This is a genomic window from Vulcanococcus sp. Clear-D1 (assembly GCF_014654725.1).
Classification (GTDB): Bacteria; Cyanobacteriota; Cyanobacteriia; order PCC-6307; family Cyanobiaceae; genus Vulcanococcus.
In genome coordinates, this window is the sequence record NZ_JACVZV010000018.1 from 177982 (window position 1) to 199580 (window position 21599).

The window sequence follows — 21599 nt, forward strand, 5'->3', positions numbered from 1 at the left end:
CCGTGGGTGACCATGAATCCATCCTTAAGGATTTCACTTCGTACGACGCTTATTCCTCGGCCTGCCGAGCGACTGGAATACTTCCGCTGACTTGGTTTGAGTTTTGCAGGGCAAAGGAAAATCGTCTTGCTGCAGCCTATACGTCAACCGCCGGTATAATATTTAATGCCGAGGACATCGAGAGGCATATTCCCGATCCATTGGAATTCGGAAGTCTATCGCCAAGCATTCGCTCTAAGTTCCATCTTGCAGGAACGCATGGTGCTTATAGGAATGGAGAGGAAGCGGCCGAAGTCTTTTATCAGGACACCCCTGAACCGATCATCAGATCTGGATCAGAGGTTCTTTTAGAGTCGTTCCTTGATGGGAAGCACTATTCGCATATCGTTCCGCATTCTGGGGGTGGCAGCTATGACCCTCAAAATATGATTTGGACGCCAGCCAATGAGAATCTGAGGCAGGGAGATACCCCCTTGACTCAATATCAAGCCGCATTGTATGAGATCAGAAATGATCAAGAGGCGATTGCTATGGCTCGGGATATTGACCGAATTGACCTCTTGGGTGACATAGAAACCATTGGTTCTGTTGTTGCCGCTTGTGCGGCTACAGGGAGCTTGAATGCTGTAACGCAAAGACTTGCTTATCTCTACGGTTTGGGCGGAGGCCAGGCAATTTCCGCCTTGCCCCAGATGGCTGAACTGATTGCAGCTGACATTACTTATGCCGCAGTAAACTCTTCAATCCGTGGTGCTTCTTCTGCTGGTGTGGCTGTGCTAACAGGGAATCCCATGCTTGGGGCGGCAATAGGTTTTGTTGTAGTGGATGGCCTCAGCCTTCTTGGAAAAGTTCTAAACCAACAAGTCACTTCTTCTGACGCTGGAGAATTCGCGGCGAAAGCGCTTGGCTCTGGTGCATTGGTGGCAACATGCGTCGCGTTACCGCCGATTGGAATCTCGCTGGCTGTTCTGAATGTTCTTGGGTCCTTCATGCGCGGTAGTGCGGCAGGGGCTGGCTGGATAAAAGCGGAAATCAATCGATAGCAAGTGTTCTGCTTTTGCCGGATCTCTGTCCTTGGCGATTGATCATTGGCATTTAATCAATCTGCAGGCTCACTATTCTTGCTGAGCAAGCCTCAAGTATGGTTTGCCACTGCTGCCTTGTTATTCTCAGGTGTTTCAGCATCGCGGCTAACGAGACGTCTGAACCAAGCATCCGGTGCCCCCGTGCGTGAATTTCCCGCCAGGTCGGCGGCACCTTGAGCAGGAACCCGTTGTCACGCAGGAAGTGTGTGATCTCCCCGTTGGCGTAGGTGCGGCCATAGGGCCGAAATGGGCCCCGTGAGGGGTCGTAGCGCCGGGCCGCTTTAATCAGCCCGATCATGGCGATCTGTAGCAGATCCTCCTTGGGGTGAACGGTGCGCCGAGCGAAGTTACCGGCGATTTTTTCGGCCAGATCCCTGTGCTCCAACGCCAGGGCATCGGCAGCGGCGTGTGGCCGCACCGGCCGTTCTCGCCGTGGCCTGCAGCGAGGAGGCTGCTGACACTGAGTTCTGGGCAGGTGAAGCACTGGAGCGTGGAGGTTGATCTCCAGCTGCTGCGCACGGGCATGGCACGCCGGCCGGCGGTAGCGCCGTTGCCGCAGCATTCGCTCCGCCCCAGCTGCATTGCCCACCAGCACCACCGTGAGCGGCAACACCAGCTGTACAGCAGAAGGAGTCAGCACGGCAGGGCGTGGGCTCTCCACTGCGGAAGGCTTGGGATGTTCCCGCACCGCGGACACCATCGGCCCGCTCACCGGCTCACCAGCAGCGGCGTCACCACCGGCTGGATGCCCTGAGCCTTCCAGTAGCGGCCCTCCAGCCAGAGGGCGCCGTGGCAGAAGGCATCCACCAGGTCCTTGCTTCCCTTCGGGAAGCGGATGGCTTCTTCCACCAGCGGCTGGGCGCGGTGGTGGAAGCGGATCTGACCCGCCTCCACCAGGGGTGCGACAGCATGGGCACGGGTTTCCTTGCTGCCCCGGGCGGTGATCGGCAGCATCCCCGGCACGCGGCGCCTGAGCGTCTGCAGCACGGCCGGGCCGTTGGCCGCGTCCTCGATCAGGACGGCATGGGGGCGCAGGCCCTGCTGCTCGAGGGCCTCCATGCAGCCCAGCAGGAAGCGGATCACCTCCGGCAGGCCAAAGCGGTGCCGGGCCGCCCACAGCACCTCGATCTCCAGCGCCGCCTGGGGCATGGGCCCCTGAGATTCACCCGATCGGGGGATGGCAGAGGGAGCCGGTGGTGCCAGCAGGCCCACCAGGCAGAAGCCGCAGTAGTCGCTCTCCGCCTCCCCCTTGAAGCTCAGGTCACACGAGAGGGCCAGCAGGGCGTAGTGACGCTGGCTGCCGTCCTCGCGGGGGAAGGGCGGCCGGATCCACTGCCGCAGGAAGATGGATCCAGACGCCGGGCTGGGCCGCTGCTGATACAGCGCCGCCCACCAGTAGGCACCGAGGCGAGCTCTGATCTTGAGCAGTTCCGGCAGGGGGAAGCGCTCTGGACACAGCGCTTCGCCCGCCTGTCGCCAATCGGGGATCAGGGTGCAGGTGGGCGGCAGCTTGGGGCGATCGGCCGGCTCTTCGGCGATCGCCGGCAGATCGAGCACGGTCCACTGCTGCGGGGCCTCCCCCAGCTCCTGCTCGTACAACCAGCCGATCACGTCCTGGTGGTCCCAGCGGGTGAGCACGACCACCTGGGCCGAGAGGTTCGGCTGCTCGGTGCCGTCAGGACCCAGCACCGTCGACGGTTCGGCGCGGGTGAGCCACACCGAGCGCAGCCAGTCGATCAGCTTCTGCCGCAGCGCAGGGGATGCTGCATCACCCGGGCCCTTGTAGGGGTCGTCGATGATTCCCAGGCTGTAGCCCTTTCCCGTGAACGGGCCATCCACACCAGCAGCGATGCAGCCACCCCGCTGCCGCGTCAGCCAGTTCCCCACGGCCGCCGAATCTCTGGCGAGCAGATGGCCCGTCACCCGGTAGAAGTGGCGGGCTTCTCTGGAGTGGGCGTAGGCCAGCTCAGCTGAGTACGAGGCGATCGCCGCAAACAGATGCGGGTAGCGCTGCAGGAAGTAGGCCGGAAACAGCTTGGAGACCAGGAGCGATTTCCCCAGGCGCGGCGGACAGGTGACGATCAACCGGCTCAGCTGGCCATCGGCCACCTGCTGGAGCAGGTCAATCAGCACCTCAGCCCAGCGGTGGAAGCCATAGCGGGGATAGGCCTCAGCGATGAAGCTCCGCAGGCTCAGCGGTTCCGCCTGGATTGGAGTGATGCTGGCCGGCAGGTGAAGCAGGCCGCCGTCGCCCCAGGGGTCCAGCTCAGGCAACAGCAGGCCGCCCCCCTCGTATGAGGAGGCTTCGGGTTGGAGAACCGTTGGCACTGCCGCTGTGGTCGTCACCGTTCTCATGCCCGGGGCTCCGGCGGCTTGATGGGGGCCCGCAGCAGCCCGCCGATCTCGGCGATCACCCGGAAGGCGCCGACGGCGGCATTGAACTGGCCCGCGTCCATCGCCCGCCGGGCGCAGTCGTTGAGGGCAAAGATCTGCTCGGCCTGGTGGCGGCGCCGGTCGGTGATCAGCTCCTCCACCATTCGCTCGCGGGCGAGGTTGAGGTAGCGGTTGACCGTCTGGGTGTTGTGGATTCCCCAGTTCTCACGAGCATTTTCAATGATCTGCACCAGAGGTAGGCGCTGAGCCACCCAGAGCTGTGCCTGAGCAATGCGCCGTTCCACCTCCAGCCGCGAGGGCCTGGGAGTGAGTTGAACCGCCACACCCTTGGGGCGACGCGGTGGATTGGCATGGCCGATTGGCCTGGCCGGATCAGTGGGCTGGTACAGCGGCTGGCCGTTGTCGTCCTCCGCGCTGGCCGCAGCGCGCAGCTCCTCCACTGGATCAGCGGGAGGCAGGGCGTGGGCACGCTGCGGCATCGGCTCAGAACGGCTGGTCCTGCGCCTTCGGGGGGCGGATGGTCCAGAAGGGCTTGCCGCGCTTCTCGGTGGCGCTGCCCTGCTGGATGGCGCTTTCCTTGGCGGACTTGAGCTGCTGCTCGATCTGCTGGACGGCCGCCGGGAACTCGTAGCTCAGACGGCCAAGGCTGTGGGAGAAGGCCCAGTCGTTGTGGGAGAAGGAGGGGTCCAGCTGGCCGGACGCCATCGCCGCGCTGAGGGCCTCCAGCAGCGGCTCAAGCTGCTGCTCCAGTTCCTTCTGCTGGGCCTTGATCGCGGTCAGCGCATCCAGCAGGCCATCGATGCCATCGACCGCTGGAGCAGTCGGTTCAACAGGAGCAGAAGCGGCAGCCATCACCAGGAACAGAGCATCGAGCAGGCCAGCAGGGCATAGCCCAGTGCTCAGCCCACTGTATGGGCTCTGTACTAAGAGCCGCAATCGCAAGGGCTGTTAGTTCCTAATGGCTCCGTCTGCTGATCAGAAGGGCCTGCGGGCCAGGCAGTAGCGGCTCCAGGCGGCGGCCCAGGCCGCCAGGCACTGCTCACGGCTGTAGAAGGTGCTGGTGAAGGCTTCTCCGGGTTTGCTCCAGATCGTCTGGCCCCGCTCGTAGTGGTTTCCCTGGGTGGCCTCCAGCACCATGTAGCCCCCGAGTTGGGCGGCGGTGGAATAGGGCCGGCCGTGGGCCGAGAGGGTTTTGAGGTCGTAGAGCACCCGCACCGGCTCACCATGGCGCTCGCTCAGCGCCGGTGAGACATAGGCGCCATCGAAGGCCCCGGCCACGTTGCGGGCCAGACAGCAGGTGAGCCGCTCGCTGGCGATCACCTCCACCTCCTCCCAGAGCGGCAGCTGCAAAAGCGGCAGGATCCAGTTCCGGTATGGGTGATGGCCCGGCAGTGTCTCGGCTTCCAGCAGGGCATCGCTGGCGCTTTTGCCCACCAGGAAGCGGGCCTGGCTGTAGTGCTCCAGGGCCGCATGCACCGTGGTCCCGCGCGGCTCCCAGATCGGTCGCTTGGCCTCGATCGCGCGCTTGGCGGTTTCGCTCAAGCCATGGGCCAGCACGCCGGTGATCGACACCGGAAACAGGTGATCGCCCAGCCAGTAGCGGTGGGCCGCCTCATCCCGCCAGAGGCCGGGGATGGGGTCCAGCCAGGTCGTCGTCAGCATGGCCGTTTCCCCTGCAACGGGCTGTGACGGCAGGCGTCACAGCCGAAATCCTGCGCCAGAGCAGGGGTTGAGCCGACCCTGTGACGCTGTAACCCTCTTTCTCTAAATAGAAGCATTAGCAAGCAGCAGTGTGTCCTGACGCAGGTGTGCATAGGTGTTGATGTGTGTGTGTGAGGGTGTCTATCCCCGCCGAAAAGCGTCACAGCGTTACAGCCGCTGTGATCGATTGCGCTGCAGTCGATCTGGGCATAACGGTGGGGTGTTGCGGGGTGTCATGGCTGTGACGCTGCGCCTCAGAGAACCGCCAGCGGGATCGCCACCGCCCGCGTGACCATGCCGGCGCCGCAGAAGCGCACCGGCCCGCGCCGCTGAGCACCGGCCAGGCGCAGCAACACCACCGCCCAGCCATGGGCCCAGGCCGACTCCCGCAGGATGTGGGCGATCGGTTCGGCCGTGTTGCTCACCAGCAGATGGGGCGGCTCCAGCCGCAATCCCTGGCGGGCCAGGGCTTGAGCAGCCAACTCCGCGCTGATCTCCAGGTCGTGAGCCTGGTGGGCAGCGAGCTCCACCAGCTCGCCGATGGTGCGGGTGACGCTGCGATCGGCGCACTCCACCCGCAGCGGGTGCTGGAGGATCGTCTGGATGCAGCGCTGCTCATCGCTGAGCTCGGTGCTCTGGCTGTAGCTCTCCCAGTCGTGGCAGGCGATGCACTGCTCGGCCTCCTCCTGGGTGGGGACCACATCGCTGAGCAGCGACCAGGCCCCGGCCATCAAGGTGCCGTACTGATCCCCCAGCCGCTGGGAGTCGAAGTGCCGGGCCGCTACCCGGGTGAACACCCCCTCGGCCTGGCGGATCATCGGGATCAAGCCCACGGTGCGGGCGATCAGCCGCCGGCCCAGCTCGCTGGAAATGTGGCGATCGAGGTCCCGATCCAGGGATACCCAGTGCATCTCCCGCTCACCCTTGGGCAGCTCGGCGGGGTTGCGCAGGGTGAGCTGGGCAAAGCGGCTGCGGTCCGCCCCCTGCTTGAGGGCGGTGGCAATCGAGCTGAGCAGGAACATCGAGCGCACCCGGTAGCGGCTCACCTCCCCGCTCGGGGAGCCCTTGAGCAGGGAGGCCCCGCTTTCGCTGCTGGCCACCCGCGCCAGCGACAGGATTCCCTGCATCCGCTGTTGATCCGGCCGCTCATTGCTCTCGGCCTCGTCGAACACCACCGGCACGGCGTCGGAGCAGATCGACTGGCGCAGCGCCGCTTCTGTTGTCGAGCCGCTCACCAGCAGCGCGAAGTCACCCAGCAGGGGGGTGATGTAGCGATCGAGGATCGCGCTCTTCCCCGAGCCCGCACCGCCGGTGAGCCACACATGGGGCCGCCAGCGCAGCGAACCGCAGATCGGGCCGAGCACCACCCAGCCCACCAGCAGGGTGCCCGAGGCGGGCACATCCCAGTGGAAGCGGTTGGCGATGCTCACGATCACCGCCGCCTCCTGTACCGACAGCGGTTCCACATCGCCCGGCCCATCGAGGCGCGGCATGCGCTGGTAGACGTAGCGCGAGCGAAAAGGCGTGGTGATCAGGTGCTCCCCCTCGGGGGTGACGAGCCGATCGCCCAGGTGCAGCAGGGGCCGGCTGTCATCCCACCAGGCCCCGCGGCCGCGGATGCGATCGGGGGTGAATAGCCCTGCGGCGATCGAGCGCTCGTAGAGGTCGCTGGCCGCCGCCGACCAGTTCACGCCGGTGCGGCTGGGGTAGAGGGTCTCCCAGTGGGCCAGGGGCGCCAGGGCCACCAGATGGGTGGCGGTGTGGGCTGAGCGGCTCAACCGCAGCACCTGCCCGGTGCGGCCGGAGCGGTAGTAGCTGGCTTCGCCGTCGTAGCCGAGGCACTGGAACGGCGCCCCGCCACCGCCACCTGCCGGTGACTCAGCGGAGGTGGGCTCCTGCCGATCAGCTTCTGCGTCCTGGTTCGAGGCCCCTTGTGCTGCCGGTAGGGGCTGCAGCCACTGCTGCAGCTGCTCGGCCGCTTCCGCTGGGCTCCAGTCGGCATCGGCCAGATCCCAGCCCTGCGGCAGATCGGGCGGTGGCTCCACCAGCTGCACACTGCAGCCCTGCTCGCGCAACAGAGAGGCCAGCCGTGGCATCGCCTTGCGGCCCGGTGCGTCGGCATCGGGCCAGAGCGTCACCGTCCGCCCCGCCAGCCCCAGTGGGGCCAGCGGTTGCCAGTCGGCCTTGCCGATCGCATTGGTGCCGTTGGCCCAGCTGATCACCACGTGATCGGGAAACAGCAGCGCAGCTGCATCGGCCGTGCCCTCCCCCTCCACCACCAACACCGGTGCGTCTGGGCGTTGGGCCAACCCCGGCAGGCCGTAGAGGGGTCGGGGGGCTGGCCACTCGCAGGAGAAGGGATCGCGGCGGCTGGGTCGGTGCCAGCCACCATCGAGCCAGACCCGATGCAGAAAGCCCTTGCGGCCGCTGCGGCCAGGGCAGAGCCGCTGGATCCAGAACAGCGGGTTCCCCGCCGCATCGCGGTAGCACCACTGGGCGATCGCACCCCGCTCCAGCTCTGGCGGCGCGGCGTCAGCAGGCGGCACCTCGGGTTGGCGCCAGGGCCGACTGGCGTGGCCGGGGAGTCCTGTGGCCGCAGGGGTGGCCGGTGGGGCAGGGAGCTTGCCGCCGGAACCGTTGCCGGTGCTCACCGGCTGGGGCCGATGCCGCTCGGTCCCGGCTGGATCCAGGCCCAGGTAGCGCTCCACTTCTTCGCAGGCCTGGCGGAAGCTCCAGCGGCGCACCCGCATCAGCAGGTCAATCCCGGTCCCCCCACCCCCCAGGTGGTCTTTGCCACCGCACTGGTTGCAGAACCAGGAGCCGTTCCCGTCCCGGTCGTCAAAGCGGTAGCGGTCCCGCCCGCCGCAGGCAGGGCAGGGCTGGTGGCGGTTGCTGAGCTGCTCGACAGGCAGTCCAGCAAGCGCCTTGAGGATTTCCTTCCAGCGGCCATTGGCCGCGGTCATCACGTCGGTTGCCATGGGTGTCGCTACGGATCAACGACGCTCAGCGGCTGCCGCCAACACAGGCCCAGGCAGGGCAAGGCCGGCCTGTTCTGCCGCGATCGCCGCGTCGATCACCTGGCGCAGCACCGCCGAGCGACTGAGGGTGCCATGCAAGCGGCGCTGGTCAAGCCAAGCCAGCTGCGCCTCGGTGATGGAGACGCTCAGAGGCGGCGCAAAGGAAGCCATGTATGCCTGGAGTTCTGAGCACAGCCTAAGCACACCCGGCAGGGCTTGATAAGTTGAACATTGCTGAGGCGTCTGACTCAGTGCAAAGCCTGTCGTCACGCCCATGGCCCCGATCGCTCTGCGCGACTACCAGCAGCGGCTGCTGGATGATCTCCGCGCTGCCCTCAAGGTTCACCAGCGGGTTTGCGCCGTCATGCCCACCGGTGCGGGCAAGGGTCAGACCATCGGCGCGATCGTTCAGGGCGCCGCCAGCAAGGGCCGGCGGGTGCTGGTGCTCGCCCACCGGGCCGAGCTGATCGAGCAGCTCACCGGCACCGTGCGGGCCTGGGGGCTGGAGCCCGATGTGATCGCTCCTGGCCACATGCTGCAGGGCCAGCAGGTCGCCGTGGGCTCGGTGCAGACCGTGGCCCGGCGGCTGGGGCAGCTGCCCCAGCCGGATCTGATCATTCAGGACGAGGCCCACCACCTGGTCGCCGGCAACGTCTGGGGCCGGATCATCGAGGCCTGGCCTTATGCCCACCTGATCGGCAAGACCGCTACCCCCGAACGCCTTGATGGCAAGGGGTTGGGCGTGGAGGCCGGCGGCTATTTCGAGGCCCTGGTGCTGGGGCCCTCAGCGGTCTGGCTGGTCGAACAGGGCTGGCTGGCCAGGCCCAAGGTGTTCTCCTGGCCAGGGGCCAGGAACAGCAAACTGCGACGTCGCATGGGCGAGTTCGACCTGGAGGAGGCGGCACGCGCCTTCGGGGAACGGGCCGCCATTGGTGATGCGGTGTCGCACTACCGACGCCGACTGCACCCGGGCACCGCCATCTGCTTTTGCTGCACGATCGAACACGCCGAGCAGATGGCCGGAGCCTTCCGCGCTGCGGGAATCCGGGCCGCGGCGGTGAGTGGCGGCACGCCGGCCGAGGAGCGCAAACGCCTGATCGCAGGACTGGGCACTGGGGAGGTGGAGGTGCTAACCAGCTGCATGATCATTTCTGAGGGCACCGACATCCCCTCGGTGGGCGGCGCGATCCTGATGCGCCCCACCGCTTCCCTGAGCCTCTATCTGCAGATGGTCGGCCGGGCCCTGCGTCCCGCACTTGGGAAGCAGGAAGCGGTGATCCTCGATCACGTCGGCAACGCCCATCGCCACGGCCTGCCCACCGATGAGCGCGAGTGGAAACTGGCCGGTCGGCGCCGGCGTGAGGGTGTCTCGATCCCGATCAAGGACTGCCCCGTCTGCTTCTGCAGCTGCTCCAGCGCGACACAGGTCTGCCCGGACTGCGGCCATCTGTTTCTGGCCGAGGAACGCGATGAGCAGCGCCGTCGGCTCCAGCAGGTTGAGGGTGAACTGGTGGAAGTCACGGGCGCAGCCCGCCACCGGCCTAAGCCCAACCAGCAGCAACGGTCGCGGCGCACGCACCCGGCCGCAGGCTGTCGCACCTTCGAGCAGCTGCTGCAACGCGAGCAGGATCGGGGCTACAAGCCAGGCTGGGCCAGGCACGTCTGGGCAGCCAGGCAAAAAGGTGGAGGAGCGAACCTCTAAGTGCAGCCGATTTCACCCCAGATGTAGAACGATCTACCTTGCGAGGGGTAAACGCAGCGGTCTTGCACCAGATTGGAGTCGCCGCCTACTGACCAACCCACTCCCCATTCCCACATGTAGAAGACCACACTCCCTACATCGGGGCAGGCGGAGAGGACTTGCTCTGTGTATTTCTTGGTGAGCTGTGGGCTGCTCGTGAGTGCCTGGTTTGCGTTGTGCGCCTGCTGAGTAGCCTGCAGCCCTCGCGACCACTGCGTGTTGAGGTTGAAGACGATCCGCTGCTGCTTCTCTGGTATGGGCGAGGCTGCAGCGGGACTTTCTGACGCTGGTGAATAGATCTGCACATCTTGCAGATCCCCGCCCAGCCTGTTTTCAATGTCGCTGTGTACTTGATGAATGGCATTGAGGCAGCGAGGGTCCTTGATGCTTTCGTAGGCGGAAGCTCTGCCGTTCGCAAAAGCTGATCTGCCGGCCAGGGACGCCATGGTCAAAGCAAGCGTGACAAAAGAGATGAGCGCTTTCATGGTGAGAAGTAGTACCCCCATTCGTATTGCATGACATTCGTGCCGTCCTCTCCAGGGACTAGGCGTGTATGCGGGCCATCTCCGAGGTCTACCCATCGAAAGGTGCGAGCCGTGCCATCAGGGAAAAAGCCAACTGGGACCCCGCCCTCATGCCAGTGATTGAAGCTCACCAGGCCAATGTCTGGACATGCTTCCAAGATCCGTGCGCCAAGAGCGGATAGGTAAACTGGAGAGGAGAGAAGGCCCTGGTAAAGCTTGCCGGAGTCCCCAGATAAATTGATGTCCAGCTGCTGCGGTCTTCCTGGAGGCGCACCGTAGTAATACTTGCGGATGGAGGTGCTATCCAGTGTGATTGTTGGATACACCATCCGCGCGATGCGAGTGCCGGCATTGGCTCGATAGGGAGAGAAGAAGCCTCTCGATCTGAGCTCGGATTGGACTGATGATTGTGCTTCTGTACAAGTCGCCGTTGTGCTCTTCAATCTGGTGAAGTGAAGTGACTGTGCGAGGGCGCTGCTACTCAAGCCCTGCAAGGTCTGCCAGGTCAGGATCAGGGCCGTCAGTGGACGGAAAAAGGTATGGCCAATCAATGGCGGGTGCATTTCCTTGGTGGCTGACGATGTCCTGCTTGGCATACGTAGGTATAGGCCGGAAGTCAATTTCAGTCAGGCCTGGCTGCCGCGACTGAAGGGCGGTGTGGCCTGGTAAGGCGCTCGCCAGGGTGGTCGCTGGCCCGAGTCTGGCAACAGGAGGCATGGCCTTCTCCCCCAGCGAACACGAGATCCAGCAGCGCATTCGCCTGGCCTGCGGCCGCGGGGCCGTGCGGCTCTGGCGCAACAACACCGGTGCCCTGGTCGACCAGCAGGGACGCTTCGTGCGCTTTGGGCTCTGCAAGGGCAGCAGCGACCTGATCGGCCTGCGCGCGCTGGAGATCACGCCCGAGCTGGTCGGCCAGCGGCTCGCCCAGTTCGTCGCCCTGGAGGTCAAGACAGCCCAGGGCGTGCTCAGCCCGGAGCAGCGGGCCTTCCTGCGCCTCGTGCAGGAGCTCGGAGGCGCGGCAGCGGTCTGCCGCTCCGTGGATGAAGCCGAGCAGCTGCTTGGCACCCCGAGGCAAGTACGGCTGGGACACTGATGGATCCGGCAGAACTGAAGCAGCAGCTGAGGCGTCTCACGCAGGCCCACCCGGACGAGCACCCCTACACCCTTGCTCTGAGATTGCAGGCAGAGACAGGGAAGGTGATCACTGGCCAACTTGCCAAGCAGATCCTGCAGAGGCTTGGACAGGCTCGGACCTGATATGCCAGGACGTGTCAGGACGTGACTAGGAGTGCCAAGTCTGCCGTATGGTTCGGGAAATCCCATTCAGGATCCTGAACGTGGCCATCACCTACGCGGAGCTGCTTGAGCGCCAGGAGGAGAACCGCGCAGCGTTCGGTCGGATGCTGCTGAACTGGCGAAGAACCAACGGCTGGACCCAATACACCGCCTGCAGCTGGGCGGAAGAGGCCGGCTTCGATGCGATCTCCTACGGCAACCTCTCGGTGATCGAGCAGGGCAAGGCCGGCGAGCTGCGCCAGAAGGCCTTCTGGCAGCTGGGCGAGCTGAACCGCCGCATCGCCGACAAGGACTGGGGCCCGGTCAAGAGCCAGGCGATCAAGGAGAAGCTCGAGAACGCCATTCCCCTGGGTGACAACGACTGCCCAACCTGGACGCCCCTGGAGCTCTGGGCCTGCTACTGCGGTCTAAGAGATGTGCCGGAAGCATTCCGCACCACCCCCGCGCCGACCGTTGGCCAGCGCAAGGCCACGGAGCTCTCGAGCAAGTGGCGCAACCAGATGCGCCGGGTTGTCGACGAATGCGGCCTCGAGCCCAGCGACGCCCTCAACTCCCTGGCGGTCGAGGCCAGCGAAGAGCATCGCAAGCGCTTCTATGCCGTGCTCACGGGCTTCGGCGACTACAAGCCGGAGGAGCTGGTCCCGTTGTGGATCGAGGGCGACCTCTACCTGCCCAAGCGCTGGCTGGACCAGTGGGAGGCGGCCAACAGGAAGGGCGCCAAGCCCAGCGGCCGCAAAGCCAAGAAGCCAGTCAAGGCCTGATGGCTAGGAATTAACAGTCGCTATGAGTGCGGCTTCCAGCAAAGAGCTCTAAGATCCGGACCAGCGGGCAACCGCCCGATTCGATCCGTCATGGCTTCACCCCCCAGGCCTCCAGGGGCCGGCATTGAGGCGCCGCCGGCCGTCCTGGCCCACGCCACCCCCGAGCAACAGCTCACCCATGCCCTGGCCAGCTTTCAGGCTGAGGTGTCCCCCATTGCCGCCGCCGATCTGGCGGAGGTGATGCACTCAGCCCGCCCTGCCTTCCGCGGCGGGATCGGCTGGTCCGCCCGCCTGCGCGAGCAGCAAGGCCGCTCCAGGCTTCAAGTCACGGTGATGCACGTCGCCGGGGCCGAGCTCTACAGCGAGTCCTGGGCCGATGAGGCCAGTGATCTGGCCGAAACCACCGGTCTGATGTTGGCCATGCTGCTGGGCATTCCTGTGTCCACTCAGGCTCGGGCTGTAGAGCCCTGTGTAGATGCAGAGGAGCAGGCGACTGGAAAGTCTGACGTGAATCCTCTGCCACAGATTTGTCCCGATCAGCGAGCCGAGGATCCGTCTCCTGAGGGGCCAGTCCCCCTGGCTGATTCCAGGGATGACGGCGCTCCTGCAGACGCTGATCCAGCTCTGGCTCCCCTCACCCCTGAGGAGGTCAGTGAGGTTCACCGCCGTGTGCTCGATCTGCCCCAGGCCACGCGCCGGGAGCTGACCACTGCGTTCCGCGAGCACTTCCAGGTGCCGCGCAATGCCCGCTCCATCGGTGATCGCATCACCCAACGGCAGCACAGCGACTTCATCGCGCTCTTCCTCGAAGAAGCGCAGGTCCAGGTGCAGGCAGAAGCTCCTGCGGAGCCAGGACCATGAGCGAGAGCCATCGCCCACGGCCGCCACGCCGCTACGGCGAGCAGCCCCGCTCTCAGGCTGGTCGCCATTTCATCCAGACCCAGGTGCGCACCGATGTGTACCTGCGGATCCGCGAGGTGATGGAGCGCCACAACATCTCCGCCAGCGGAGCGGTGCATCACCTGCTGCGCGAGCGCTTTGGCCTGCCGCCCCTTCCTCCATTCGATCAACACCAGATTTCCACCTATTCATCCCATGGCTAAAGACATCTTCCGTACGCCCCTCGCCGAAGTGCGTTGGGCTCACCTGATCACCCCGAGGCAACAGCTCGACAAGAGCAAACCCAAGGCCTGGACTGCCGATCTCCTGCTCGCCAACAGCGACGAGAAGGCCCAGTCCTTCCTGCTGGCGATGGAGGACCAGTTCATCGCCCTGCACGGCAGCCGCAAGCGCCGCGCCGAAAAGGGCTTCCCCTGGAAGCCCGACAAGGAGAAGCCCAGCGAGATCACGGTGGTGCGCTTCAAGGTGCCGCAGTTTCAGCGGCGCGACGGCTCTCTGTCTGAGGGCCCCCGCATCGTCGATGCCAAAAAGCAGCCCTGGGATGGGGCCGCCATCGGCAACGGCTCCAAGGTGGTCGTCGCCTTCGACATCTACGACTGGGACGGGGAGAATGGCTGCGGCATGACCTTCCAGCCTCGGGCCGTTCAGGTCGTGGAGTTCGTGCCCTACGAGCAGGTCGATCCCACCGACGGGTTTGAGGAGGTCGAGGGCTACACCACAACCGGCGCTGCTGCCGGTGATTGGAGCGCCGGCGCTGCCGACGACGAGGAGCTGTTCTGATGCCACTCGATCGTCAGGACCACAACGCCGGGGCCTGGAGGGGCAGGCACCTTCAGCGGCCCGGTCCCCAGCTGCCTGCGTTCTGCCGCACCCGCCGGCCCACCGTCATGGTCACGGCCTCCAGCCTGGCCGGCCTTCGCCTGCTGGTGTTCCTGGTGCTCCTCTTTCAGCTGAGCACCCTGCTGCTGGTGCTCGCCGGGCCCGTTCCGCCGCGGCCGGTGGCCAGCACAAGCACCGTCTTCCGCCCCGTTGCCGGCATTGACGCCGGTGAGGTTCCCCCCGTCACACCGCTTTCAGACCGATGAACAACGCGACGACGTCATCCCATCCAGCTGCACCTGTTGCCTCGATGAATCACCCCGCTCTGGTCTCCCGCTCCTGGAACGGCACGCCGATCTCTCGGCGCACCAGCGATGGCTACGTGAATGCCACGGCCATGTGCAAGGCCAACGGCAAGCGGTGGAAGGACTACCGAGAGTCCGACCGGTGCCAGCTCTATCTAGACGCGCTGGAAAGCGTGGCCGGAATTTCCGTCCACGCCCTTGTTGAGTCCCGCTCAGGCGGTGCCGGTGGCGGTGGCACCTGGGTCCATCCCCAGGTCGCGGTCGATCTGGCCCGCTGGATCAGCGCGCCGTTCGCGGTGTGGATGGACAGCTGGTTCCTGGAGAGCGTCCAGCAGGCTCAACTGGCTCCTGTGGAAACACCACCACCCCGGCTCAGGGAGGCCGAGGTGATCGCCCTGGTGGAACGCAGCATCAGCCTGTTCGAGCGGCTCGGCGGCCTGGATCAACGCGACGAGCTCCTGTTCAAGGACATCGTGCGCAGCAACGTCCTGACCGCAAGCTCGGGGCTGCTGCCCGGTGCCCCGACTGACGAGGAGCTCACCCTGGGAGACGCCTGGCTGGAGGTGTTCCAGCAAGCGCTTCCGCGCAACCAGTTCTGCGCAGCCGGCCGGCTCGTGGCCAGGGCGTACCGCGAAGAGTTCGGCGAAGAGCCCCCCTGCCGCCAACAGTTTGTTGATGGGGCCCCGCGCCAGGTCAAGAGCTACCGCCGCTCCTGGTTGATCAACACCCTCAAGCGCTGCCGCGCCCAACTGGCCGGGGGCTGATGGACACGCCGACAACGTCATCCCACCAGCGGGTCTGGGTCACGACGGCAGAAGCCTGCGCTGCCCTGGGGATGAGCCGCGAAACCCTCCGCCAGCTGCGGCTGCGAGGGGTGCTCACCCCGGGCAAGCACTACCGCCGCTGGGGCTGCACCCAGGGACGGGGGCCACTGCAGTGGCACCTGGAGAACGTGGAGGCCACCATCACCGGCTGGAGCCGGCGCCACCTGTAGCTATCGAGGTCCGATCAGGGAACCAGTGGCTGGCTGATCTCCTTGATCAGAGCGGCATTGAGCTTGTTCTCGCAGCCCAGCCAGACGATGGGATGGATCGAGCCCCCCTCCGCCTTCGCTGCGGCTCGCTCGCAGACCTGCCGGCGGCTGGTGCGCCATTGCTCCAGAAGGGCTGAGCTGCCCAGCAGTCGCTGCAGCGTGACGTCGTTCTGATTCCGCTGGCGCCATAGGCAGGCCACGATTTCCTGGGTGTTGCCGTCGCAGTCGGGCTGAAAGGGAAATCGCCGCAGCTGCTGCACGGATTGGTTCAGGCTGTCGTCCGCAGCCTGGGCGGACCCTGGAATCAGCACTGCTGAGATCACCAACGGAGCGAGCAGCAGGAGGGGCACGGAGCCGGACACCATCGAACCAGGCATGGACCTGAGCAGGCATAGGACGCACCAGCCCGACGCTCTTGCGGAAGCTGCGGTTGCTGCGATTATTTCGATTACGATTCGCGTGGCCTTCCCCTCCTCCTGTCCATGGCCGTCGCTCTCCCCGGCTCCATTGAGCCCGTGATCCCAACGGCTGAGGCGGCTGAGGCCGCAGGGGCGAGCTTGCGCGATCTCGCTGGCTTCCGTGCCAGCCATGGCCTACGTCAAGCCAGCCTCTCCCTCGATCTGGAGGGTGGCCAGCGCGCATCCGTTCCCATCCCGGCCGCGGTGCTGGAGTTGCTGCAGGGAATCCTGGTGCAGATGGCCCAGGGCAATGCCGTCACGCTGGTGCCGGTGCACGCCGAGCTGACCACCCAGCAGGCCGCTGATCTGCTGAACGTCTCGCGGCCCTTCCTGATCGAGCGCCTGACGCAAGGGGAGATCCCTTTCCGCAAGGTCGGCACCCATCGGCGCATCCGCCTAGCCGACTTGATGGCCTACAAGCACGCCATCGATCAGCAGCGTGCCGCGGCCCTCGATGAGTTGGCTGCCCAGGCCCAGGAGCTGGGGATGGGCTACTGAGGTGAATCGCTTCACCGTCGTCTACGACGCTTGCGTTCTCTATCCGGCTCCACTCCGCGATCTGCTGATGCGCCTGGCGCTCACGGATCTCTACCGGGCCCGCTGGAGCAACCAGATTCACGACGAGTGGATCAACGCTGTGCTGCGTAACCGGCCCGATCTCTCCAGAGCGCAGCTGGAGCGCACCCGCTCGCTGATGAATGCCCACGTGCGTGATGCGCTGGTGGATGGCCATCAGCCCCTGATTCCAGCCCTGGAATTACCAGATCCGGATGACCGCCATGTTCTGGCTGCCGCCATCAAGTGCGGAGCCGATCTGATCATCACCTTCAACCTGAATGACTTCCCGGATCACGCCCTGGCGAGCTATGGCCTTGGCGCCTGCCATCCCGATTCGTTTCTGGTGGATCAACTGAACCTGGATGCCGAACGGGTCTGCACGGCGATGCGGCAGCACCGGGCCAGTCTGAAGAACCCACCCAAGACAGTCGAGGAGTACCTGGTAACCCTGGAGGAACAAGGGTTGAGCAGGTTCTCGGAGGCCGTGCGGCACTACGCCGCTGAGCTCTGAACGCGAAGCCCCTGGCCCAGCCGTTGTTCCGCCTTGGCGAAGGCGTCATCCACCACGTCATCCCCGCACCAGCGGCTGTAGGCCGCCAGGTGGGTCTGGACGCTGTGCCCCATTGCCGCGGCCACCACCTTGGGTGGCAGGTCGCAGATCACGTGGGCCCGGTGCGCGTAGCCGTGCCGGCAGGAGTAGGGCACGAGCTTCTCGCCCTTGGCTTCGTACTCCTGCCGGAGTTTGTTCCAGAGGGTGCGTCGGTGCAGGTACTGCCTGATGTCGTTGCCGCAAAAGCCAGCACGCATCGGGGGGAGATCGTCAGGGCAGAACTGCTCGGCTAGCTTCCAGTCGACTGCCCAGTCATCGCAAGGCAGCAGCCGCAGGGCGCGAGGTTTGGTCTTACCGCGGGAGGCAACCTTTTCATAGGTGCACCACAGGCGCCCATCGCGTAACTGCAGGTGCTGGAGCTCCTCGGGGCGCAATCCATAGGCGGCCATCAGTTGGAAGGCCAGTCGCCAACGCGGGTCGGGCAAAGCCCGCACCAACGCCAGGATGTGGTCCACTTCCAGGGGGGTGGTGACCGCTTTCGCAGAGCGTGACCGCCCCACAAAGGGGCTCAGGTCGGTTGGTGGCTCCCAGCTGGCTGCCGGGAGCTGGCCCTGGGCCACCGCCCAGCGGAGCAGGGCCGAGGTGGCCTGCATCTGAATCTGCCGGGTCCGCCCACCGGGCTTGTCCGCCCAGTGCAGGGTGAGCCGATCCAGCAGCTGAGTGGCGCTTCGGGGTGGCTGACGGGTGGCGAAGGCTTCCAGAACCAGCTTCATGTGGTGCCGATGCACCCTGGTCCAGGTGGAGTCCTTGATTTCGCCGCTGCGGATTTTGTACTCGCGATAACGTTGAATCAGGGCATTCCAGTCTGTCTGCTGTTCAAGATTGGACCTTTGGGTGGCAGTGGATCCGTCATCTGATTCTTCTGTTGAAGTGAACGTGATCTTCTTTGCTGCCAGTTCGGGCTCTATTCCGCTGCTGAAATCGTCGTAGATCCTGCAAACGGCATCGCCAATCTTCTTGGCGTGGTCGAAGTGCCAGGGGATCGGAAGTTGTATCTGACGCCGCTTGCCGCCGCCCGCTTTGGCTGTGATGTTCAGCCGGGTGAGCCCTCGGTGCTCCGCCAGCGACCATCCCCTTGGACATCCCTTGCGGGACAAGGCGTGAGCCGCCTCCACGCGGATGGCGATCTCCCAGGGGGCTGCCTCAGACATGTGAGAAGGTCTGTGAGAAGGTCGCCCCTACAGCCTGGCACGGCCTGTCAGGTGTGGTCAGCCGCTGGCGGCCCTAAAGCCAGTGCCAGACTGGCTTTAGGAGGGATTTCTCAGGCCTGGACTAGAAGCGGGTGACCGGGCTCGAACCGGCGACGTTCAGCTTGGGAAGCTGACATTCTACCACTGAATTACACCCGCAAATCTGAGGCGCAGTCCTCAGATTGGTTGGCCAGCATGATGCGATTGCTCGCAACTTTTGGCTGGCCAACCATAGCAACCTACTGGCGGATCAGTTGGCGGCTGCTGGTGCCTTGTTGGTGCACTGAACGGCGGCTTGCAGTTCCTTGTGGGCGGCAATCACGCTGTCGGCCTGGGGTTTGAGGGTTTTGGCGGCTTCCTCGAGGGTGAGCTGCTTCTCCTTCGACACCTTCTTCAGCTCTTTGTTGAACGCTTGGGCCTGCTTCTGGAAGGCTTCAACGCGAGCTGCCTCGAGGGTGACCTCGGCTTGCTTCAGACCTTTCAGGGCGGTGCGCAGCTGTTTGCCAGCTGCTTCAGCGTCGCCCACGGTGGAGGTGGGGGTTAGGGCGGCGCTGGCCTCAAGGGCTGTGCCCACTTTGACCAACTGATCGCACACATTCACGGTGGCCTGCTGTTCAGTGACCACCTTGTTTTTCTTTTTCTTTTCCACAGGGGAGCACGCCACCAGAGCCAGGCTCAGGCAGGCGGCTGCGACGGCGAGAGAGCGGCGCATTGGGAGGCAAAGCATGCCTTCTGACCCTAGGCAGGCCGGCATGCTTTGCCCGCAGGCATGAGCCCCTGTTTCAGCTGACCAGTCAGGCGGCCAGAGCGGCAGCACAGGCGGCCACACCGGCACCTGCAGTGCCCTTGTGCAGGCCGAGCTCCTGCAGGGTCGCTTCGATGGCGGCCACGGCGGTGAGCACGTCGCGATCGCAGACGAAGCCCAGGTGGCCGATGCGGAACACGTGGCCCTTGAGGTGGTCCTGGCCGCCAGCCAGCAGGATGTCGAAGCGCTCCTTCACCTTCTTGCGCAGGCTCTCGGCATCAATGCCATCGGGAGCCACGGCGGTGATCGCCGGGCTGCCGCAGCCTTCAGCGGCGTAGAGGGGCAGGCCGATCGCCTTCATGCCGGCCTGGGCCGCGGCGCGGTGGCGGGCATGGCGGGCAAAGATCGCCTCGAGGCCCTCGGCCTGCATCATCTCCAGTGCCGCTTCCAGGGCGAAGTAGAGGTTGATGGCGGGCGTGAAGGGGTTGCTGTCGGCGTGGGCCGATTTGCGGTATTTCGCCAGATCCAGATAGAACTTCGGCAGATCGGAGCGCTCGGCGGCGGCCCAGGCGCGATCGCTCATGGCCACGAAGGCCAGGCCCGGGGGCATCATGTAGCCCTTTTGGGAGCCGGAGCCGATCACGTCGATCCCCCAGGCATCCATCGGCACGCTGCAGGCGCCGAGGCTGGTGACGCAGTCAGCGATGGTGAGGGCGGTGCCGTGCGCTTTCACGTGCTTGGCGATCGTTTCGAGATCGTTGATCACCCCGGTGGAGGTTTCCGAGTGGGTGAGGATCACGGCCTTGATCGCCTTGGCGCTGTCGGCCTCGAGAGCGCTGCGGAAGGCTTCGGGATCGAGGGGCTGGCCCCACTCCGCCTTCACCACCTGCACATCCAGGCCATAGGCCTTGGCCACCTTCACCCAGCGCTCACCAAACTTGCCGTTGTCGCCGCAGAGCACCTTGTCGCCCTTGCTCAGCACGTTGATGATTCCGGCCTCCATGGCGGCGGTGCCGCTGCCGGTGATCACCAGGACGTCGTTCTTGGTCTGATGCAGCCACTGCAGCTGCTCGGTGGTGCGGCGCACGATCTTCTGGAAGTCGGCGCTGCGGTGACCGATGGGGTGGCGACCCATGGCCTGCAGGACGGTTTCCGGCACCGGGGTGGGGCCGGGGATCATCAGGGTGAGCTTGTCCTGCATAGATACAGCGGGTGGGGCGAATCTGGAGGCGGCTGCGCTGCCCGATGCGGCGCAATCCACCACCTTAAAAAACAGCCTTCCGGCCTCCTGCGATGACCAGTTCCGGCTACACCCTGCCGGTGTGGGTGGCCGCCGCCGCTGTGGCGGCGGTGCAGCGTCTATGCGGCGAGGCGCCCTTGAGCTCCGCGTCTCCGAACGTGCTGCTGCAGTTGCAGCCCGATGCCGTTGCGCCTGAGCTGCCGCCGCTGGTGGCGGTGGCTGTTGAAGGTGCGGCGCTGCTGGGGCCGGATCGGGCTCTGGGGATCAGCCGCTGCGAGCCCGGTGATGGCCTGGATCTCACCCGGGGCCTGGCGGTGTGGGTGGAAGCGCGTTGGACGGAGCCGCTGCCCGGTGAGTCGTGGTTGCAGTTGGAGGCGGGTGAGGGTGTTGGGGTGTTGGCCGGCAGCACCGAGCTGTGCGTTTCGGCATTTGCGCGTGCACTGCTCGCCTGCAACCTGCAGCCCCTGTTGCCGGATCGGTGCGGTCTGAAGCTGCGCATCACCCTGCCGGGGGGACGGCAGCTGGCCCAGCGCACCAGCAATGAGGCCTTTGGGGTGGTGGATGGTTTGGCGTTGATCGGCACGCAGGCAGCGGTGCAGCGCAGCGCCGATCCCGATCAGTTGGCCCGCGCCCGCGCTGAGCTGGTGCGGCGTGCCGCTGATCCCGCTCTCGCCAGGGATCTGGTGCTGGTGATCGGTGAGAACGGGCTGGATCTGGCCCCAAGCCTCGGCTTGCCAGCCCCGTTGCTGCTCAAGGCCGGCAACTGGATCGGCCCGCTGATGGTGGCGGCGGCGGAGCGAGGGGTGGAGCGCTTGCTGCTGTTCGGCTATCAGGGCAAGTTGATCAAGCTCGCTGGCGGCATCTTCCACACCCACCACCATCTGGCCGATGGACGTCTGGAGGTGCTCACCACTCAGGCGGCGCTGCTGGGGTTGCCCCTGGAGCAGCTGCAGCGCCTGGCGCGGGCCGCCAGCGTGGATGAGGCGCTGCGCGAGCTGGCGGCAGAGGATGGCGCGGCGGCTCAGGCCCTGCAGCAGCAGCTGGCGGGTGCCATCGAGGAGCGCAGCGCCGCTTATGTGGCGCGGCACGGCCAGCGAGGCTTGCGGATCGGAGCGGTGCTGTTCGATCGCGGGCGAAGCCTCTGCGCCCAGGGGCCTGGTGGAGCTGAGTTGCTGCAGGCCTTCAGGGCCCGAGATCTAGGGTGAAGGGATTGCCCGGGCCG

General features: G+C 65.4%; 25 protein-coding genes and 1 tRNA gene. 13 read left to right on the forward strand and 13 right to left on the reverse strand.

Going from position 1 to position 21599, the window contains the following annotated elements:
* The first annotated feature begins 2 nt into the window (after positions 1-2).
* Positions 3-1043, forward strand: a complete 1041-nt coding sequence (locus tag H9532_RS07765) for a hypothetical protein (RefSeq protein ID WP_296367065.1) — start codon at positions 3-5, stop codon at positions 1041-1043.
* 52 nt (positions 1044-1095) lie between these two features.
* Here H9532_RS07765 and H9532_RS07770 read toward each other — a convergent pair whose 3' ends face one another.
* From H9532_RS07770 to H9532_RS07800, 7 genes are all read right to left on the reverse strand, one after another.
* Positions 1096-1785 (reverse strand): sigma factor, encoded by a 690-nt coding sequence (locus H9532_RS07770; protein ID WP_296367066.1) that lies wholly within the window; start codon positions 1783-1785, stop codon positions 1096-1098.
* 8 nt (positions 1786-1793) lie between these two features.
* Positions 1794-3440: a terminase gene (locus tag H9532_RS07775; RefSeq protein ID WP_296367069.1), complete on the reverse strand. Its 1647-nt coding sequence runs from the start codon at positions 3438-3440 to the stop codon at positions 1794-1796.
* A complete protein-coding gene (locus H9532_RS07780; RefSeq protein ID WP_296367071.1) occupies positions 3437-3958 on the reverse strand; it encodes a hypothetical protein in 522 nt (173 codons plus the stop codon). The genes H9532_RS07775 and H9532_RS07780 overlap by 4 nt, the downstream gene beginning before the upstream one ends.
* Positions 3959-3962: 4 nt before the next feature.
* Positions 3963-4331 (reverse strand): hypothetical protein, encoded by a 369-nt coding sequence (locus tag H9532_RS07785; protein ID WP_296367072.1) that lies wholly within the window; start codon positions 4329-4331, stop codon positions 3963-3965.
* A gap of 123 nt (positions 4332-4454) precedes the next feature.
* Entirely contained in the window at positions 4455-5141 is a 687-nt protein-coding gene (locus tag H9532_RS07790) for a hypothetical protein (RefSeq protein ID WP_296367074.1), read from the reverse strand.
* Positions 5142-5434: 293 nt separating this feature from the next.
* Positions 5435-8158 (reverse strand): primase-helicase zinc-binding domain-containing protein, encoded by a 2724-nt coding sequence (locus tag H9532_RS07795; protein ID WP_296367076.1) that lies wholly within the window; start codon positions 8156-8158, stop codon positions 5435-5437.
* Positions 8159-8173: 15 nt separating this feature from the next.
* Positions 8174-8368 carry a hypothetical protein gene (locus tag H9532_RS07800; RefSeq protein WP_296367078.1) on the reverse strand — a complete coding sequence of 65 codons (195 nt, stop codon included), beginning with the start codon at positions 8366-8368 and terminating at the stop codon, positions 8174-8176.
* A 103-nt stretch (positions 8369-8471) separates the two neighbouring features.
* Between H9532_RS07800 and H9532_RS07805 the strand changes: the two genes are divergently transcribed.
* Positions 8472-9899, forward strand: coding sequence for a DEAD/DEAH box helicase (locus tag H9532_RS07805; protein ID WP_296367080.1), 1428 nt, complete (start codon positions 8472-8474; stop codon positions 9897-9899).
* Here H9532_RS07805 and H9532_RS07810 read toward each other — a convergent pair.
* A complete protein-coding gene (locus tag H9532_RS07810) occupies positions 9896-10423 on the reverse strand; it encodes a hypothetical protein (RefSeq protein ID WP_296367082.1) in 528 nt (175 codons plus the stop codon). The two genes, H9532_RS07805 and H9532_RS07810, sit on opposite strands and share 4 nt — an antisense overlap.
* Before the next feature lie 754 nt (positions 10424-11177).
* Between H9532_RS07810 and H9532_RS07815 the strand changes: the two genes are divergently transcribed.
* The 8 genes from H9532_RS07815 (at position 11178) to H9532_RS07850 (ending at position 15537) form a co-directional block, all read left to right on the forward strand.
* Positions 11178-11555, forward strand: coding sequence for a VRR-NUC domain-containing protein (locus H9532_RS07815; RefSeq protein WP_296367085.1), 378 nt, complete (start codon positions 11178-11180; stop codon positions 11553-11555).
* 244 nt (positions 11556-11799) lie between these two features.
* Positions 11800-12519, forward strand: a complete 720-nt coding sequence (locus H9532_RS07820; protein ID WP_296367088.1) for an XRE family transcriptional regulator — start codon at positions 11800-11802, stop codon at positions 12517-12519.
* A 90-nt stretch (positions 12520-12609) separates the two neighbouring features.
* Positions 12610-13380 carry a hypothetical protein gene (locus H9532_RS07825; RefSeq protein WP_296367090.1) on the forward strand — a complete coding sequence of 257 codons (771 nt, stop codon included), beginning with the start codon at positions 12610-12612 and terminating at the stop codon, positions 13378-13380.
* Positions 13377-13622, forward strand: coding sequence for a hypothetical protein (locus tag H9532_RS07830; protein ID WP_296367092.1), 246 nt, complete (start codon positions 13377-13379; stop codon positions 13620-13622). The genes H9532_RS07825 and H9532_RS07830 overlap by 4 nt, the downstream gene beginning before the upstream one ends.
* Positions 13615-14199 (forward strand): hypothetical protein, encoded by a 585-nt coding sequence (locus H9532_RS07835; RefSeq protein WP_296367094.1) that lies wholly within the window; start codon positions 13615-13617, stop codon positions 14197-14199. The genes H9532_RS07830 and H9532_RS07835 overlap by 8 nt, the downstream gene beginning before the upstream one ends.
* The gene (locus tag H9532_RS07840) at positions 14199-14504 is read left to right on the forward strand and encodes a hypothetical protein (RefSeq protein WP_296367096.1); all 306 of its coding nucleotides are present in this window, start codon (positions 14199-14201) and stop codon (positions 14502-14504) included. Before H9532_RS07835 ends, H9532_RS07840 begins: the two co-directional genes overlap by 1 nt.
* Complete coding sequence (locus H9532_RS07845; protein WP_296367098.1) at positions 14501-15307, forward strand: KilA-N domain-containing protein; 807 nt, start codon at positions 14501-14503, stop codon at positions 15305-15307. The genes H9532_RS07840 and H9532_RS07845 overlap by 4 nt, the downstream gene beginning before the upstream one ends.
* Entirely contained in the window at positions 15307-15537 is a 231-nt protein-coding gene (locus H9532_RS07850; RefSeq protein ID WP_296367100.1) for a helix-turn-helix domain-containing protein, read from the forward strand. The genes H9532_RS07845 and H9532_RS07850 overlap by 1 nt, the downstream gene beginning before the upstream one ends.
* A gap of 14 nt (positions 15538-15551) precedes the next feature.
* Here the strand turns inward: H9532_RS07850 and H9532_RS07855 are convergent, their stop codons facing one another.
* Positions 15552-15941, reverse strand: coding sequence for a lysozyme inhibitor LprI family protein (locus tag H9532_RS07855; protein WP_296367102.1), 390 nt, complete (start codon positions 15939-15941; stop codon positions 15552-15554).
* Between the two features lie 117 nt (positions 15942-16058).
* Here H9532_RS07855 and H9532_RS07860 point away from each other — a divergent pair, with 117 nt between their 5' ends.
* Together H9532_RS07860 and H9532_RS07865 are read left to right on the forward strand one after the other, a co-directional pair.
* The gene (locus H9532_RS07860; protein WP_296367104.1) at positions 16059-16532 is read left to right on the forward strand and encodes a helix-turn-helix domain-containing protein; all 474 of its coding nucleotides are present in this window, start codon (positions 16059-16061) and stop codon (positions 16530-16532) included.
* A gap of 1 nt (position 16533) precedes the next feature.
* Positions 16534-17103, forward strand: a complete 570-nt coding sequence (locus H9532_RS07865; RefSeq protein ID WP_296367107.1) for a PIN domain-containing protein — start codon at positions 16534-16536, stop codon at positions 17101-17103.
* On the opposite strand, the gene H9532_RS07870 is transcribed toward H9532_RS07865, so the two are convergent.
* From H9532_RS07870 to H9532_RS07885, 4 genes are all read right to left on the reverse strand, one after another.
* Positions 17085-18353 (reverse strand): hypothetical protein, encoded by a 1269-nt coding sequence (locus H9532_RS07870; protein ID WP_296367108.1) that lies wholly within the window; start codon positions 18351-18353, stop codon positions 17085-17087. The two genes, H9532_RS07865 and H9532_RS07870, sit on opposite strands and share 19 nt — an antisense overlap.
* Positions 18354-18479: 126 nt before the next feature.
* Positions 18480-18551: transfer RNA gene (locus H9532_RS07875), tRNA-Gly, on the reverse strand.
* Positions 18552-18642: 91 nt separating this feature from the next.
* Entirely contained in the window at positions 18643-19119 is a 477-nt protein-coding gene (locus tag H9532_RS07880) for a hypothetical protein (protein ID WP_296367111.1), read from the reverse strand.
* Between the two features lie 67 nt (positions 19120-19186).
* A complete protein-coding gene (locus tag H9532_RS07885) occupies positions 19187-20338 on the reverse strand; it encodes an alanine--glyoxylate aminotransferase family protein (RefSeq protein WP_296367113.1) in 1152 nt (383 codons plus the stop codon).
* A 92-nt stretch (positions 20339-20430) separates the two neighbouring features.
* Between H9532_RS07885 and cbiD the strand changes: the two genes are divergently transcribed.
* The gene (gene cbiD / locus H9532_RS07890) at positions 20431-21582 is read left to right on the forward strand and encodes a cobalt-precorrin-5B (C(1))-methyltransferase CbiD (RefSeq protein ID WP_296367115.1); all 1152 of its coding nucleotides are present in this window, start codon (positions 20431-20433) and stop codon (positions 21580-21582) included.
* The last annotated feature ends 17 nt before the right edge of the window (positions 21583-21599 follow it).